14 protein-coding genes and 1 pseudogene are annotated in these 15,725 nt (G+C 45.9%); 7 read left to right on the top strand and 8 right to left on the bottom strand.

The features are described from left to right. Positions 1-91: 91 nt before the first annotated feature. The gene (locus AB4274_RS10935) at positions 92-820 is read left to right on the top strand and encodes a UTRA domain-containing protein (protein WP_017067362.1); all 729 of its coding nucleotides are present in this window, start codon (positions 92-94) and stop codon (positions 818-820) included. A 121-nt stretch (positions 821-941) separates the two neighbouring features. Here AB4274_RS10935 and AB4274_RS10930 read toward each other — a convergent pair whose 3' ends face one another. The 4 genes from AB4274_RS10930 to AB4274_RS10915 form a co-directional block, all read right to left on the bottom strand. Then, positions 942-1,796, bottom strand: coding sequence for an amino acid ABC transporter ATP-binding protein (locus AB4274_RS10930; RefSeq protein WP_061037768.1), 855 nt, complete (start codon positions 1,794-1,796; stop codon positions 942-944). Then, positions 1,789-2,454 (bottom strand): amino acid ABC transporter permease, encoded by a 666-nt coding sequence (locus AB4274_RS10925; protein WP_017066357.1) that lies wholly within the window; start codon positions 2,452-2,454, stop codon positions 1,789-1,791. Before AB4274_RS10925 ends, AB4274_RS10930 begins: the two co-directional genes overlap by 8 nt. A 134-nt stretch (positions 2,455-2,588) precedes the next feature. Next, positions 2,589-3,230 carry an amino acid ABC transporter permease gene (locus AB4274_RS10920; RefSeq protein ID WP_017066356.1) on the bottom strand — a complete coding sequence of 214 codons (642 nt, stop codon included), beginning with the start codon at positions 3,228-3,230 and terminating at the stop codon, positions 2,589-2,591. A gap of 131 nt (positions 3,231-3,361) precedes the next feature. After that, entirely contained in the window at positions 3,362-4,228 is an 867-nt protein-coding gene (locus tag AB4274_RS10915) for a transporter substrate-binding domain-containing protein (protein ID WP_017066355.1), read from the bottom strand. A 263-nt stretch (positions 4,229-4,491) separates the two neighbouring features. Here AB4274_RS10915 and AB4274_RS10910 point away from each other — a divergent pair, with 263 nt between their 5' ends. Beyond that, on the top strand, positions 4,492-6,006 hold the full coding sequence (locus AB4274_RS10910) for a PLP-dependent aminotransferase family protein (protein ID WP_372112019.1): 1,515 nt from the start codon (positions 4,492-4,494) through the stop codon (positions 6,004-6,006). 167 nt (positions 6,007-6,173) lie between these two features. Here AB4274_RS10910 and AB4274_RS10905 read toward each other — a convergent pair whose 3' ends face one another. Next, positions 6,174-7,490, bottom strand: a complete 1,317-nt coding sequence (locus tag AB4274_RS10905; protein WP_017065135.1) for an aspartate aminotransferase family protein — start codon at positions 7,488-7,490, stop codon at positions 6,174-6,176. Positions 7,491-7,852: 362 nt separating this feature from the next. Between AB4274_RS10905 and AB4274_RS10900 the strand changes: the two genes are divergently transcribed. Further along, the gene (locus AB4274_RS10900) at positions 7,853-8,548 is read left to right on the top strand and encodes a sulfite exporter TauE/SafE family protein (protein ID WP_017061223.1); all 696 of its coding nucleotides are present in this window, start codon (positions 7,853-7,855) and stop codon (positions 8,546-8,548) included. A gap of 12 nt (positions 8,549-8,560) precedes the next feature. Beyond that, on the top strand, positions 8,561-9,313 hold the full coding sequence (locus tag AB4274_RS10895) for an SDR family NAD(P)-dependent oxidoreductase (protein ID WP_017061222.1): 753 nt from the start codon (positions 8,561-8,563) through the stop codon (positions 9,311-9,313). A gap of 151 nt (positions 9,314-9,464) precedes the next feature. On the opposite strand, the gene AB4274_RS10890 is transcribed toward AB4274_RS10895, so the two are convergent. Further along, a complete protein-coding gene (locus tag AB4274_RS10890) occupies positions 9,465-11,897 on the bottom strand; it encodes a response regulator (protein ID WP_372112017.1) in 2,433 nt (810 codons plus the stop codon). An 88-nt stretch (positions 11,898-11,985) separates the two neighbouring features. Between AB4274_RS10890 and AB4274_RS10885 the strand changes: the two genes are divergently transcribed. After that, the gene (locus tag AB4274_RS10885; protein ID WP_372112015.1) at positions 11,986-12,744 is read left to right on the top strand and encodes a substrate-binding periplasmic protein; all 759 of its coding nucleotides are present in this window, start codon (positions 11,986-11,988) and stop codon (positions 12,742-12,744) included. A gap of 174 nt (positions 12,745-12,918) precedes the next feature. Here AB4274_RS10885 and AB4274_RS10880 read toward each other — a convergent pair whose 3' ends face one another. Then, positions 12,919-13,479: an NADAR family protein gene (locus AB4274_RS10880; RefSeq protein WP_050643559.1), complete on the bottom strand. Its 561-nt coding sequence runs from the start codon at positions 13,477-13,479 to the stop codon at positions 12,919-12,921. A gap of 189 nt (positions 13,480-13,668) precedes the next feature. Next, positions 13,669-13,863 carry a hypothetical protein gene (locus AB4274_RS10875; RefSeq protein ID WP_017061218.1) on the bottom strand — a complete coding sequence of 65 codons (195 nt, stop codon included), beginning with the start codon at positions 13,861-13,863 and terminating at the stop codon, positions 13,669-13,671. Between the two features lie 185 nt (positions 13,864-14,048). Between AB4274_RS10875 and AB4274_RS10870 the strand changes: the two are divergent. Together AB4274_RS10870 and AB4274_RS10865 are read left to right on the top strand one after the other, a co-directional pair. After that, positions 14,049-14,933, top strand: a pseudogene (locus tag AB4274_RS10870) (ABC transporter ATP-binding protein). Then, on the top strand, positions 14,930-15,448 hold the full coding sequence (locus AB4274_RS10865; protein ID WP_017061216.1) for a hypothetical protein: 519 nt from the start codon (positions 14,930-14,932) through the stop codon (positions 15,446-15,448). Before AB4274_RS10870 ends, AB4274_RS10865 begins: the two are co-directional and overlap by 4 nt. The last annotated feature ends 277 nt before the right edge of the window (positions 15,449-15,725 follow it).

The following is a 15,725-nucleotide window of genomic DNA, read 5'->3' as shown; positions in this document are numbered from 1 at the left end:
CATATGACAGCAAGCCTTTGTTTACTGTCACATTCCTGTTAACTCCATGGTTTACCTTATTAAGTACACGAACTTATGGACTAGATCAGCAATGAGAACATTGGGTACAGGGCAATCAGGGACACAGCTAGGCAGAATTAAGGCGAGCATTAGAGAACAGCTTCAATCTGGCATCTTCACCGAGGGGCAAAAACTGCCATCCGAAAGAGAGCTCAGCGAGCTGTTTTCCACCACACGAATCACGCTCAAAGATGCGCTGGTGTCTCTAGAAACCGAAGGTTTGATATACCGAGAGGAACGCCGAGGTTGGTATGTGTCGCCCGAACGGATTCGCTACAACCCATTGTCACGTTCTCACTTTCATCAAATGATCCGCGAACAACACCGCATAGCAGAAACCAGACTGCTCAGCACCCGCACAGAGATGGCGACTGGCGATTACGCCAAAGCATTAGAGATAGAGCAGATAACGCCAATACACGTGATTGAGCGCCTGCGTTTTATTGATGGCAGAGCAGTGCTGTTTGTTGAAAATGTACTGAAAGCGCCCTTATTTGATGGTGTCTTGTCGGAAAACCTCACCATGTCACTAACAGGCATCTACCGAGAAAAATACGGCTACGAGACCCAACGCTCGCGCTTTGATGTGATTCCCACTTCTGCCCCTGCTCATGTCGCCAAGGCGCTGAATTTGGCAGAGGGACAGCCTGTTTTGAAGATCTGCCGAGTGAACTACAAGCAAGATGGCGAGTTGATGGACTGCGAACTGGAGTACTGGCGACCAGACTCTGTAGTCATTCATATTGACAGTATTGGTTAGCGCCACATGACCATTTGCCTAGATTTAGGTTTAGGAAGAAAAAGCTAACATACAAAAACTCCGACAAATTCTGTCGGAGTTTTTTAACGGTCGAACCTTGAAGCTGTGCAAGCTATCTAACTCATGAATCAAGCTTGAGGAACTGTCTTACCCTTGATGAATCTGGGTTAGTGAAAAACTTCTCTGGGTTGGATTTTTCAATCAATATGCCCTTCTCAAGAAACACCACCTGATCCGACACCTGACGCGCAAACTCCATCTCATGTGTCACAACTACCATGGTGTAGCCCTCTTGCGACAATTTCTTCATCACCAATAACACCTCTTCGACCAATTCCGGGTCGAGTGCTGACGTTGGTTCATCAAACAGCAACACATCCGGCTCCATCGCGAGCGCTCTGGCAATAGCGACACGTTGCTTTTGCCCACCCGATAACATGCTTGGGTAGTTCTCTAGTTTGTGCGACATCCCAACCTTATCTAGCTGCTTACGAGCCATTTCCTCTGCGTCTGATTTCGCTATCTTCTTAACGTGAACGAGCGCTTCCATGACGTTTTGCAACACGGTTAGATGTGGCCACAAGTTGAAGCTTTGGAAAACCATACCAAGGCGCTCTCTGAGTTTCGCCAGCTCTTTATATTTGAGTGGTTTACCCGTTTCAGAGTTGATACCAATACGCTCATCACCCATAAAAATCGTGCCGCGCTCTGGCTGTTCTAGCCAATTCATGCAACGTAATAGCGTCGATTTCCCCGACCCAGACGAACCGAGAATACTCACCACATCGCCTTTGTTGATATTGAGGTTGATGTCTCGCAGTACTTCGATGCCATCAAACTGTTTCGACAGGTTTTCAACCTTGATGATCGTCTCACGCTCTTCCAATAATGGCTCGCACTCAATCACTTCCAAACTCACGCTAGAAGAAGGGTTAATCGGTGCTTCCGTTTCAATAATCTCTGATTGTTTAAGCATGGCTAAGCCCTCTAAGTTCAACTTTGGTTTGGATTCGTTTGGTGATGGTTTCAAGTGCAATACTCACAGCCCAGTAGAGCGCGATAGCAATGATGAACGCATTCAATGGGATGAAGTAGGTCGATTGAATGCTGTTGGCGGCCGCGGTAATTTCTGCGACGGTAATGATGCTAAGAAACGCAGTGTCTTTTAAGCAGATGATGAGTTGGTTAGTGATCAGAGGAACCGACTTAAACAACACATTTGGGGTAATAACTCGGGTAAAGGTTTTGAATTTAGAAAAGCCATAAGCGTGAGCTGCTTCGATGTAGCCTGGCTCTAGCCCTTTACGAACACCTCGGAAAATCTCACAAAAATAGGTACCGTGATAGAGACTTAGCGCGATGATTCCCGCTGTAATCGCATCGAGTCGAATACCAACCTGCGGCAGCCCGTAATAGAGCAGGTACGCTAAGATAAGAAACGGCAAGGTGCGCATCATGCCTATCAAACTATTGATGGTGTACTTCACACCAAGTTTTGAATTTTCGAGGCAATACAACAAACTGATGCCAATGATAAAACTCAAGATTGAAGACGAAACAAAAAGATAAAATGTGGTCACAAACCCTGAAGCAAACAGCTCTTTTTGTTGCCAGATAATATTCCATTCTTCCATATTTACTCCTTAAACTTACCCGCTCAATAACGCATCACAAGCAGGTAAATGGTGCTTCTGACCAAGTAGCCGTGACGGCTAAACTGTGGCTGTTGTTGATAGCTGTGACTGAGGTAGATGACTGCTAGCCACACTTACTGCTGCAGATAAGTGGCTCGGTTTTCAGCCACCGCTTGCAACTTCACCAACACGCCAATAATCAACATGTATATGGCGCCGGCACACAGAATCGGCCCAAGTGGTTCATAGGTAACCGCAGAGATTCGATTGGTGACACGAGTTAGGTCGACAATACCGATCACCGCAATCGCTGGGCTGCCCTTAATTAAGAACGACATCTCATTGACTAGCGCAGGTAGGCTCATGATCACCATTTGCGGGAACATGATGCGGCGAAAGTAAGTGATGCGTCTCATACCAATGGCTTCAGCCGCTTCCATTTGCCCTTTTGAAAAGTTAAGAAAGGCGTTGCGCCAAATCTCTGCATTGAATGCCGATGTATTGAGTGTGAGAGCTAAAATGGCAGAAACGTGTTTATCTAAATTGATGCCAAATGACGGAAAAGAAAGGAAAATAAACAGAGCCAACGTAACCAAAGGCGTTGCTCGTGCCCAACTAACATAAATGCCCAACATTTGATCCACAAACGGGATTTTCATCATTCTAACCAAGGCAATCATTAAGCCAATGACGACACCTAATACAATCGATACTGCCGATATCCATGCCGTTGCCCACGCGCCCTGTAGTAACTGTTCCCAAGCGTAATAATCCATAAACGACCTCTTTGATCAGCGACTTCTTTCGATAGATTGTGCGCCAATGACTCATGGGTTAAACCGCTTTGAACCCATTGGCATGGACACAAACAGCCGCTAACTGTTTGTGTCGGCGCATGCTTCTTCATCTATTGAACGGCTGTTAGCTTGTGATACTGCTCAACCGAAGTGATGGCTTCTGAAGGGAGTTGGTCGAACGATTCACCGAACCACTTCTTCTGCAACTCTGCCATTTTTCCTGTTTGCTCAAGGTGTAGGAAGAATTCCGTTAGGTAAGCCAAAAGCTCAGGATTATCTTTAGGAACTGGCCAGCTAACGAAACCTGGGCCAGAGACTGCTTCGCCTTTTTTGAATACCTTTGACTTGGACTTCACTACCTCGTTAACTGAAACCACACTGTTGATCACATAGTCGATACGACCGATTGCCAAGTCGGAATACGCTTCTGGATAAGATTGATACTGAACGACTTTGCCCAAAGACTTGCCTTGTGCTTCTAGCATCTCTTCCAGCTCAGGAAGTCGCTCTAACAAAGCACTACCCGCTTGTAAGCCAACAGTTTTACCGTCTAGATCCGCGACAGTATTAATGTCGTCATCACCTGCTCGGGTTAAGAAGTAGTGCTGCGCTGAAGCAATCGGTGGAGTAAAGTCGAAGGCCTTTAAACGGGCGTCGGTAATGATTGCTCCGGTTAACGCCACATCGTATTGGCCTGCGGATACTGACGCTAGCAACCCTGTCCAAGGTAAGATCTCTTGTTCAATATCGAACTTCGAGTATTCACGCAGTTCATCAAGCAGATCTTTATTAATCCCAGCCGGATTACCACGATCGATATAGTTGAATGGCGAATAGTTATCTTCTGTCGCCACTTTCATAAAACCTTGCTTTTCGATGGCTGCAAGCTCGGATGCTTGTGCGACACCAAAACAACCCAGTACAACTGTTGCTGCCGCTGTTGAAACCCATGCCTTCATCGTCATTCCCTGTTTCATACGCTTTCCTTATCGAGATTATTTGCCTGCCTTTACTTTATGAACGGAATGCCTCGAAGACGTAGAGCCAATTTAATTTTCGGGTTGGGACAGAGCAATTTTCTAGTTTGGGACAAAGTAACTTTCGGGTTTGGGACAGGGCATCTTTCACATTAGATACAGTTCAAAAGCCAGTCCTTAAAACATCCATATGAACTCTGGCTCAGTTCTTGCTCTTTTATACAAATAGGACCGAGGTTTACTGAGAATAAGGACTGTATCTCATGGCGATAAATCACAATTGTTTCATCGAGTTTGATTCCAAAAGAAGCCTACAAGAACAAGTACGTAGCTATTTGGTGACGGCAATATTGAATGGTATTTTTCCTGCGGAACAAGCGCTACCGTCTTGTCGCAAGCTCTCTAGCCAATTGGGCGTCTCACGCAATACGGTCTCGTTGGTGTACGACAGTTTGCTCGATGATGGTTATCTCATCAGCAAGCCTCGCAGTGGTTATTACCTGTCAGAAAAGTATCAAAATCCAAGCGAAGAAATCGATGCGAACTTGGATCATTTTGAATCAACAGACAACGACAATGCACCGGATTGGAGCAAGCGAGTAAAACTGCAATTGAGCCAATACCCTCGCATCGTCAAACCCTCGCATTGGAGTTGTTACCAATACCCATTTATTTTTGGCCAACCCTCTATCAATGACTTCCCATTGGCGCAATGGCGAGAAGCCACAAGAAAGGTCACCTCTGATCCACATGACCATCGCTGGCTGTGTGACAAGGTCGATAAAGACGTCGACATGCTGGTCGAACAGATACGCACAAGGGTGCTTCCTCAGCGTGGTATTCACGCCCAAAGTGATGAGATCCTCATAACCTTAGGTTCGCAGAATGCACTGTATTTGATTTCGACTTTGCTCATGAACCATCAGAGCCGAGTCGGAGTCGAGAACCCCGGCTACAAGGAAGCGAATCACATCTTTAATCTCGCAGGTGCGCAGTTACACCCGCATCAAGTAGATGAACAAGGATTGAGATTCAATGAACACTCTTCACTGTGTGATCACTTCTATGTCACGCCCAGCCACCAAGCTCCAACCGGCGTCACCATGAGTGACGAACGTCGAACTCAGTTACTGGAAATGGCCAAAGCCAATGACGCGGTCATTATCGAAGATGACTATGACGCCGAGTGCAACGTGGAGTGGAACCCTAAACCCGCGCTAAAAGCCAGTGACAAGGAAGGACGTGTCATCTACGTCAGCAGCTTCTCTAAGCTATTAGCACCCGGCTTGAGGTTAGGCTACATCGTGGCACCTGAAGAGTTGATCTACGACCTTAGAATACTGCGTCGCTTGATGTACCGACATGCGCCAAGCCGCGTTCAGATGGAAGTGGCGCACTTTATTGAACAAGGCTACTACGACAGCTTTGTGAGGCGCTTTAGGGAAAACACGCGCCAGCGCTGGAAGCTTATCAACGATGCAGTCTTGAAGTACCTACCTGACTGCAAGCGACTGGCTCAGAGTGAACAAGCCAACTCTCTGTGGCTACAAACGCCCAGCCACATCAATAGCCAACGTTTAGCATCACGAGCTGCCCAAAAGGGCATATTGATTGAGACAGGCTATTCACACTTTATGACTAATACCGAAACGGAATCGGGCTGTGAAGCATTGTCAGAATATGACCCCAATTCCTATTTTCGATTGGGCTTTCACGCCATCGACAAAGATCTGATCGCACCCGGTATCAAAGAGCTGTCAGAGGTGATGAAGATCTAGCATCACTCAAAAGCTGTTTGCCCAAAGTGATTCTGTGGATAAACGTAAAAAGAGCATCAATCGATGCTCTTTTGTCGTTTCTGAAGGTTAGGTTTGGCACGTTGAAAAGAACGGGGAATCCTTTGTCAAAGTGCCTTAGTTGCTGTGTTGGCTATCTTATTGGAGGCTTAAGAAGCGAGCTCAAACAACACTTCATCAATGATCTTAACGCCTTTCTTTATCTCGCTTGGCTGAATAACCAAAGGTGGCGCAACGTGAATGCGGTTATTCACAATGAAGGTCAACAGGCCTCGCTTGGTCAATTGCGCTTTCAATTGCCCCATTTTTTCATTGCTTAAAGGTGTTTTACTTTCACGATCTTCCACCAGCTCAACCGCCCAGAACATCCCTTTACCGCGCACATCACCAATCATAGGGTGCAACTCTTGAAGGCTCAGTAGGAGCGGCCCTAGAACGCTGTTACCGACGTTATCAGCATGTGTGACAATGCCCTCTTGCTCCATCACATCGAGCGTTGCAACGATAGAAGCCATCGCCAAAGGGTGACCTGAGTACGTTAAGCCGCCCATAAAGAAGTTTGACTTAAAGTACTCAACGATCGGTTCGCTGACCACCACGCCACCAGCCGGCACATAACCCGAGTTCACCCCTTTCGCGAAAGTAATCAGATCCGGCACTACATTAAAGTGCTCAAACGCAAACCACTTACCCGTGCGGCCAAAGCCGACCATGACTTCATCGAATATCAACTGAATGCCATGTTTGGTTGCCAGCTCACGCACGCCGATAAGGTAATCTTTGGGCGGAATGAGAAAACCAGCCGTTCCCGGAATCGTCTCTAGGATAATCGCCGCAATCGCCGTTGGTCCTTCGCATTCAATCACTCGCTCTAAATGCTGCAGGGCACGCTCACTCTCTTCTGCCTCAGTCGCCGCGTTGAATTCGCTTCGATAGAGAAATGGATTGAAGAAGTGAACGTGCCCACGGCTATACTCGTTTGGAATTCGACGAAAATCCCCCGTCGCAGCAATAGCAGTACCTGTATTGCCATGGTAAGAACGGTAAGCAGATAGCACCTTGTCGCGCCCTGTGAATTGTCGCGCCATGCGAATCGCATTTTCGTTGGCATCTGCCCCTGCATTGGTAAAGAACACCTTCTTAAACGAGCTTGGCGCTTTCGACAAGATACGCTTAGCCGCCAAACCACGAGTGAGGTTGGCGGTCGCAGGGGCAACGGTCACTAATGAATCAGCCTGATCTTTAATCGCTTTGATCACTTGTGGATGCTGATGACCAATGTTGGTGTTAACCAGTTGGCTACTAAAATCAAGGTATTCTTTACCTTCGTAGTCCCACATTTTGCATCCTTGCCCACCCGCAATGGCGATAGGCTCCGCTGCTTCTTGAATCGACCAAGAATGAAATACGCTCTTGTCGAGGTCGATAATATCTTGGTTCACAAGCTGTTCTGTTGATACTTCCATTTCATCGTCTCCATTAACAACACTAGATTCACAGCCGCTCGTGCTTGGCTCGTCTTCGAGAATGAAAGACACAAAACACGACATTGAAAAGGCTGCGCTATCGGATGGAATAATCTTCATCCCAAACAGGGCGGAGGTCATAGTGTCAGTTTCAACAAAACATTGGGCCAGTACATCAGCCCAAGTCTCATCCCCGATCCAACAAACAGCCTGACCCAATCCAATCGTCGATCTGGCTCTATTCAAAACTCTTAGGTGTGAATAGATTGAAAGGCAGACGAGACAGGTCTCATCGAACGCTAATTAACGCAGCAGCAATATCAAAAGCAAAGAGGTGAGCAAGAGTGGAATTAGGATTAGCGATGACATTGATTCTGTTTGCAGGAGTAGTTCGAGGCTATTCAGGATTTGGGTTTGCGATTATCGTAGCGCTTTCCCTCAGCTTTATTGTTCCACCATTGCAAGCGGTAACCATCGCTATCTTGTTGGACTTTTTAAGTGCCTTTCCTCTGCTCAAGCGAAGTAAAACTACCATCAATATCCGGCTTATTGCGCCGCTGTGTATTGGCATGTTGGTTGCGGTGCCTTTCTCGCTGTATTTCATTAGCACGATATCGGAATCAGGCTTGAAGGCCTTTATCGCGATGATGTCTTTGGTCGCTGGCACGCTGATTATTTTGGACTTACGCCTCACTTGGTTGCACCAACGACACGCGTTTTGGGCGGGAGCCATTTCGGGGTTTAGCATGACCACCGCTTCTTCTGGAGGTCCGCCATTAGTGACGTATTTGATGAACCTGACCATTAAAACCAGTGAACAGAGAGCCACCGCGATTGTGTTTTTTCTGCTGAGTTCAGCGATTTCACTGATCGGCTTCATATGGATTGGCGCATTTAACCAAGAATCGTTCATCACAGGTTTATGGCTATTACCGGCAGCTTTGATTGGCAATGTACTGGGGCAAAAACTGTATCTATCAGTACCGAACTTGTCTGCAAAAACAACGACCGCGCCGATTTTGATCGGCATGGCACTACTTATGTTAATTTCAAATTAGAAGGATGTATTTATGGATAAGATAGCGTTCATTACAGGGGCAACCTCTGGTTTCGGCAAAGCGGCAGCAAAACGTTTCGCAGAAGATAACTGGTCGTTAGTGCTGTCTGGTCGTCGAATCGAAAGGCTACTCGACCTAAAGGAAGAATTAACGGTGCCTGTGCATGTAATTCAACTCGACGTTCGAGACGCAGACGCCGTAAAACAAGCCATTGATTCATTACCCGCTGAATTTTCATCGATTACCGCATTGGTCAATAATGCTGGGTTAGCTTTGGCACCAGAAGGCGCGCCTGATGTGGACTTGAAAGACTGGCACACTATGATCGATACCAATGTCACAGGCTTGGTTAATGTTACTCATGCGCTGTTGCCTACGTTAATTAAAAAAGGCGCAGGAAGCTCAATCATCAATGTTGGGTCAATCGCCGGACAGTGGCCTTACCCAGGAAGCCATGTGTATGGTGCCAGCAAAGCGTTCGTAAAGCAGTTCAGTTACAACCTACGTTGTGACTTACAAGGCACAGGGGTACGAGTGACTGACCTCTCCCCTGGTATTGCAGAAACGGAATTTACTCTTGTAAGAACTAAAGGTAACCAGACGGCTTCAGACAACCTTTACCAAGGCACTACACCGTTGTCAGCAGAGGATATTGCCGAGCAGATGTTTTATATCGCAACCTTGCCAGATCACATCAACATTAACCGAGTCGAAGTGATGCCGACACGTCAAGCATGGTCTGCGTTCGCAATCGATAGAGATTAAGTTCAAACCGACACATACAAAAAAGGTGGTCTTTTCAGGCCACCTTTATCATTTCTTTCACACGATACTTCAAATATAACCAACGGCATAAAAGACTATGTCTAATTCGCCTCATTACTCTTTTAATGAAAGTAAGATTAGAGATACTCAACTAAACAATTTGCTGCTCATGTTCTTTGTTTGATTCCGTCTCTTTCGACAAGAAACTCGCTACGATCTCTCTCAGTTTGCCTTGGTTAACCGGTTTAGGTAAAAACTCATCCATGCCTACATCGAAGCACAAATGCTTGTCTCGCTGCACGACGTTGGCCGTCAGCGCAATGATTGGAATATGCTTTGCAGCCCCTTCTTCGAGCGCTCGGATCTGCTTGGTCGCTTCGAAGCCATCGAGAACCGGCATCTGACAATCCATAAAAATCATCTCGTATTCGTTGGCTTTGAATTTCTCGACACCAATTTCACCGTTGTCGGCAATATCAACCTCAAAGCCAAGCTTCTTGAGCATCATCTTGGCGACTTGTTGGTTTACTCGCGAGTCTTCAACAACTAAAACTGTACCACTAAATTCTCCGGCAACTGCGACAGGTTTTGACTCTGCTTGAATTGGAGCTTGTTTATCGGCTGGTGTGGCGTTTACAGAGACAATGAGAGCATCTTTAACAACCGCTGCAGGTTTACTTAACGGCACAGGTTCATTGTCTTTAAACGCAACCTCTCCTCTGTTCGGATAGGTAAAGACTGAAGTATCAGCCCCTCTCGCGAGTACCTCACTGATGGTCCATTTAAGCTGATTATCTTGGTAAGGACGCGCAATGTAGGCAACAAAACCGACTTGTTTCGCACGAGCTTCATCTTGCTTTCTGGGGTCAGCAGAGATCATCACTAACTTAGGACACTCGCTACCAAAGCGTTCAACTAAGCTTCTCGCCAGTTGAAAGCCATCAACGGACGGCATTACTTTGTCTATCAGCACGAGATCATAAGGTGATGACTGAGCCACAGACTCTGAAACCAACTCTAACGCTTGGTTTGCCGTTTCACAGCACTCAGACTTAACGCCAAAGGATTGAAGCTGTGTAGACGTTATGCGCATGTTCAGCTGGCTATCATCCACATGCAGAACCGAAACCTTATTGAAATCGATATTGCTTTCATCGGCTTCTAAACACGGGTCAAAGTCAGCCGTAAAAAAGAAGGTACTGCCCTTACCTTCAACACTGGTGAGTTCAAGCTTGCTGCCCATCAATGTCACGATCTTCTCGCATATTGTTAGACCAAGCCCTGTGCCTCCGTAAATACGTGTGGTACTGCCGTCGGCTTGTTGAAACTTATCGAACACCGATTTCTGTTTGTCTTCTGCAATACCGATACCGCTGTCGACAACCTCGAATTTCACTCTGAGTTTTTGCTCAGGCTCAACCACCTCTTCCAAACGAAGTGAGAGCGTGACGTGGCCGTGCTCGGTAAATTTAATCGCGTTACCTACTAAGTTATTTAGGACTTGTCTTAGTTGAGTACCGTCGCCAATCACCATGGTTGGGATCTTAGGGTCGATCGCTAATTGGAATCGAAGCCCTTTCTGTTCCGCTTTCACTCGGAAGGTTGATTCAACGTCGGCCGCAATGCCCATCATTTTCATCGGCTCTTGCTGAAGCTCTAGTCGCCCCGCTTCGATCTTCGAGTAATCGAGAATGTCATTGATTAAGTCGAGCAAAGTAAGCGAAGAGGTGTTGAGCATGTTGATATACTCTTTTTGCTCTTTCGGCATATCCATTTCAGAGAGCAAAGACGACAACCCGATAATCCCATTCATTGGGGTACGGATTTCGTGACTCATATTGGCAAGGAATTCACTTTTATTACGGTTGGCCACCTCAGCAACATCTTTAGCTTTTTCCAGCTCTTGATATTGTTGACGAATACGTTCTACCGATCGGTTATAGCTACTCTCTAGAGTCGATATCTCATCTTTGTAAGTAGAGTGAGTTGGCGTTATAAAGCGCGGTTTGTTGTCTTCGACCTGTTGCTGGTTGATTTGGGAAGACATGGTCATCAAACGTTTTACGACAAGACGATAGACGATGGTTAAACATACCAGAGACAACAAGAAGATTTTAACGGCTTCGAAGGCGAGCAACAATAACACTCGTTCTTCAAAGTCATCTAGGATCATGCTCAAGTCTGATTGCACCGTGAGCGTCGCCAACGGGAAGTCTGTGCCGCCCATCTGGTGCACCATTTCCCAAGACTGAGAATAAGATTGGCCTTCGGTCTTTTGACCTAACTCTAGAATTTTTTCATCGGGACTTTCGATAAGAAGGTAACTGACCGAAGGGAGGCGAGAGATGCCTTCGGCTTGCACAAACAATTGCTCTCGATCTTCAACCCACAAACTTGCCGTTAAACCAGAAAGGTAGCCAGCCTTGACCTGCTCGATCTGAGAGCTGATAAAAGAAACTCGACTTTGGTACTCTACATACAACCCGAGACCTGTCACTATAACTGTGAATAAGGTACTGATCGCTATTATCATCCCGATCAACTGTCGGGAGAGTCCAACGTAGCGTTTTCCTTTTGTCACCATACACAAATTACCATTATTGTTATCCTAGCAAACTACAATTACTCAACTAGTATAATAGTAGTCATTCATCAAATAACTAGGGAAGGTTATGAAAAAACATCTTATCGTTGCATCCATAGTCAGTTTGTTTTCAAGCAGTTATGCTTCTGCAAGCGAACCTCTTCACTACTACATTATTGCGAGCCAAGCGCAACCTTTTCAAATCGAAACTGACGGGTCATCTCACAGAGGAATTGTTTCAGATATTGTGGAAGCCGTGTTTGATGACAGCCAATATGAGATCAACTACCACACCTACCCTTTTAATCGAATGATCGACAAGCTCGATGCGAGAGAGAATCCAAACTGGGTTACCTATGGCAGCCCTAGTTGGGGGAATATTCAATCTGCGAACCTATCTGAAGACCCGATTTACAATGTAAAACACGTATTACTCAGCAGCGGTAAAAAGCCATTTGAGTTCAATACAATCGATGATCTCGATGGGAAAGCCGTGGTATTGCTGAAAGGATTTGAGTATCCGAACTTGGAACCTTATATCCAACAGGGCAAGCTCAACGAGATTCGAGTAAAAGATTACACTGCTGCGTTTCGTGTCCTGAACCGAGCACCTGGCGACACCGTGTTTGTGGAAATGGAATCACGAATCAAATACAACCTAAACGAACAAAAACTGAGTATTGATGATTACCAGATGCAAGAGTTTGGTTCTGTCATCAATAACTACCCTATCCATTTGGCGTTTGACCCTGAGATGGATCCTAAACTGCAAAGCTTCATCAACCAACGCCTAGACCAAATGAAATACGATGGACAGCTTGACGACATCGTACAGAGTTACTTATAGCACCAGCGTAACTTAGAACTTAGCAACGGATAGCTTAGTCACGTACGTTAACTCTCGTTGATGCCTGACTCTCTAAAACCGAAAAGGCCGCCCTGCTTCATACTAGATAGCAGGGCGGCCTTTTAAATACGTCTAAGGAGTAATCATAAGCATGCCGCTATCTGAATCGACGAATCAGTGCGAAGCAATCAAATGCAGTTGCTGAGTGCGAAGCTGGTGACGCACTGCCATCAGAATCTTACCCAAATGGTTCTCGCCGGTTCCATCGCCGCCATCGCCCCAGAAGTGGTCTTTGTGCGAATGTTCTTTGATCACCGAATCTCCGGTATTGGTAAGAAACAGCGCAAACTGTGGATTCTGTCTGAACTTCTCGGTGACGATGAACTGCATCACTTCAACACGAATGTCATACCAATCTTCGCGAACTTGGTCTTCGTAGTCACGACTTAAAGAGAACGCTTCAGCAGGTGTACTGGCTTCCAAAATGGTATTACGTAGCGCTTCGGAGGCAAACTTCATCGCTTGATAATAATGTTCGCTGGTTGCCCAAACTTGATCACCTACCTTGATAGGACAAGCGGCAAAATTTGACAGGTATCCGTTCGGATCTTCGGGTTCGTAAAACAGCACTTCTTTAGCTTGAGCCACAGAATTAGACATAGCCTTCTCCTTACCAACGACATCGCATATTTTTGCTTTAACTTTAAAATTAGTGGCGTTGAATATGACTGTCAAACAACTTAGTTCAAGAGTATGCCATGTGCGTGTTTTTCATCTGAAAAGCGTAATATCACAAGGGATAGGCTAAACGGAACAGTGAGCCAAAGAATCAAGGAGTTGATTAAATCTGGATAGGAAACATGAAAAAACACTTATAAATCAAAGGGTGGCGTTGTGCCACCCTTCTAAATGCAATGGGGATTATTAGTGAATAAGACCTAGCTCCCTCGCTTCTTCCAGACTCAAACCGCTTTCTCTAATTTCTCTTAGAGTCTCGATACGACGACGAGCTTCAGCAGACTTCATTTTCTTTTCTGGTTTGAAAGATACTTCTTCTTCAGCATCCCACTTGTTTGCAATATTTGTCATTTCATCATGGTTGATAGAATTAATGGACATGTTTTCCTCCGAAAAGCACCATGTAATGGACAGGTAATCTGTAGCAAATGCTTTTTCGCTTGTTAAGAAATTCTGTACTGAAGTGTGATGATTCCGACGCTTCACAAAGCTAATTAATAAATGCCTCATTTAAACTTTGCCAAAGCCATTTTCTGCAATTATATTTAAAAGATTACCCATAAGAAATGTGGTTTGATCCAACTCTCATTTTCCCCTCTTTCAATGCAATCAAATCCGTTAGCTTTCACATAGGCTAAGGCGAGATTTTCGGCTTAGCCGGAGAATCAGGCTGCGGGAAAAGCACCTGCGCACGATTGATGACCAAGGTTTACCCTGCGACAGAGGGAGAGATACTGTTCAAAGGCAGACATCTCTACGCTGAAAAGCCGTAAAGATATCTTGGATTATCGCAGCCGTGTGCAAATGGTGTTTCAAGACCCCTTTGGTTCACTTAATCCCACTCACACCATTGAGCACCATTTAACGCGCCCACTTAAGATCCATAAACAGGTAGCCACTAAACAGGCTCTCACAGAACGCCTCAAAGAGTTATTAACGCTGGTGGAGTACCCATCGAAACGCTCGCCAAATACCCGCACGAGCTCAGTGGGGGCCAAAGACAGAGGGTTAACCTAGCCAGAGCACTGGCCGTTGGCGCTGAGGTTATTCTTGCTGACGAACCCACCTCGATGTTGGACGTTTCGATTCGACTTGGCGTGTTGAACTTGATGCAAAAAATGAAGAAAGAGTTAGGCATAGGCTTTTTGTACATAACCCACGACCTTGCCACGGCACATTACATCGCTGAAGAGACGGCGGTGATGTACAAAGGGCAGATCGTCGAGTGGGGATCAACCCAGTCGATCTTGACCAATCCACAACACCCGTACACTAAGTTGTTGATCTCTGTGGTACCAGATCCCGATCTGCCATTTGGCGAACTCGTCAAAAATGAGCCAAACTATTCAATAGACGCTGATCGTATTCGAGAGCAGAGCAGTGAAATACAGCATGAAATCAAACAAGTTTCTGATAATCACTTTGTAAAACAGTGGGATAACGTTGCATGAATGAACTAGACACTTGGTTAGAGCGGATCGGAGATTGGTACAAAGACCGAAAGCATGATCAAGTGGACCGGTTAGAACCTTTGATCTTAACGCCTCCAGATGCGCTCTGGGGGCCATTGATCACGGATGAGCAGAGCAAAGGCATCGCATGTTGGCTAGACGGATGCCTGAGAATCTTTACTTTCTATCGCCACCTCGCGGATTCATCGAATCCGGAGTTGGCTTCGCAGGAGGCCAGCAGCTCAAGCCATCAAGATAAAGCCTACCAATACCTAATGTTTGCCTACAGTAAGCTGCAAGCGGTGTCATGTGACCCAAAATCAGAAGCAGGATTGCAAGAGTGGTGTACACAGCGGCTACAACACTTGTGTGTATTGGCTTTGGAGTTTACGAACCAACAGCAAGAACCACGTTGGAAAGCAGAGTCTGAAAAATTGATCGAGTCGCATGTACGCTTTATGGCAACCCATCCCCGAAACGATGATCAAGGAATTATTCAACGCCATCTCCACTGATCAAGCCCTTCTCGATCAAGCATCAAATCAGAATCTCACCAGAGCTAGATCCGTAGAAAGCATGATCGAGCCTTGATCATGCTTCGGCGTTTAACTCTGTAAGCTATTGAATTTTAATGATTGACTGAATTTTAGGCAAAAAAAAGCGAGTCCCTTGGGAACTCGCAAAAATCTATTCAGTATGATGTAACAAAATATGAGCCAATCTATTAATCACAAGAAAGGACAAAGGTTGTCTATTCGGGATAAATAATAATCAACTAGATGCGCTACTTTG

It is taken from the genome of Vibrio sp. 10N.261.55.A10 (genome assembly GCF_041470825.1).
Lineage (GTDB): Bacteria > Pseudomonadota > Gammaproteobacteria > Enterobacterales > Vibrionaceae > Vibrio > Vibrio crassostreae_C.
Note: the sequence above shows the minus strand (reverse complement) of the source record. Positions and strands in the feature narration are given on the sequence as shown.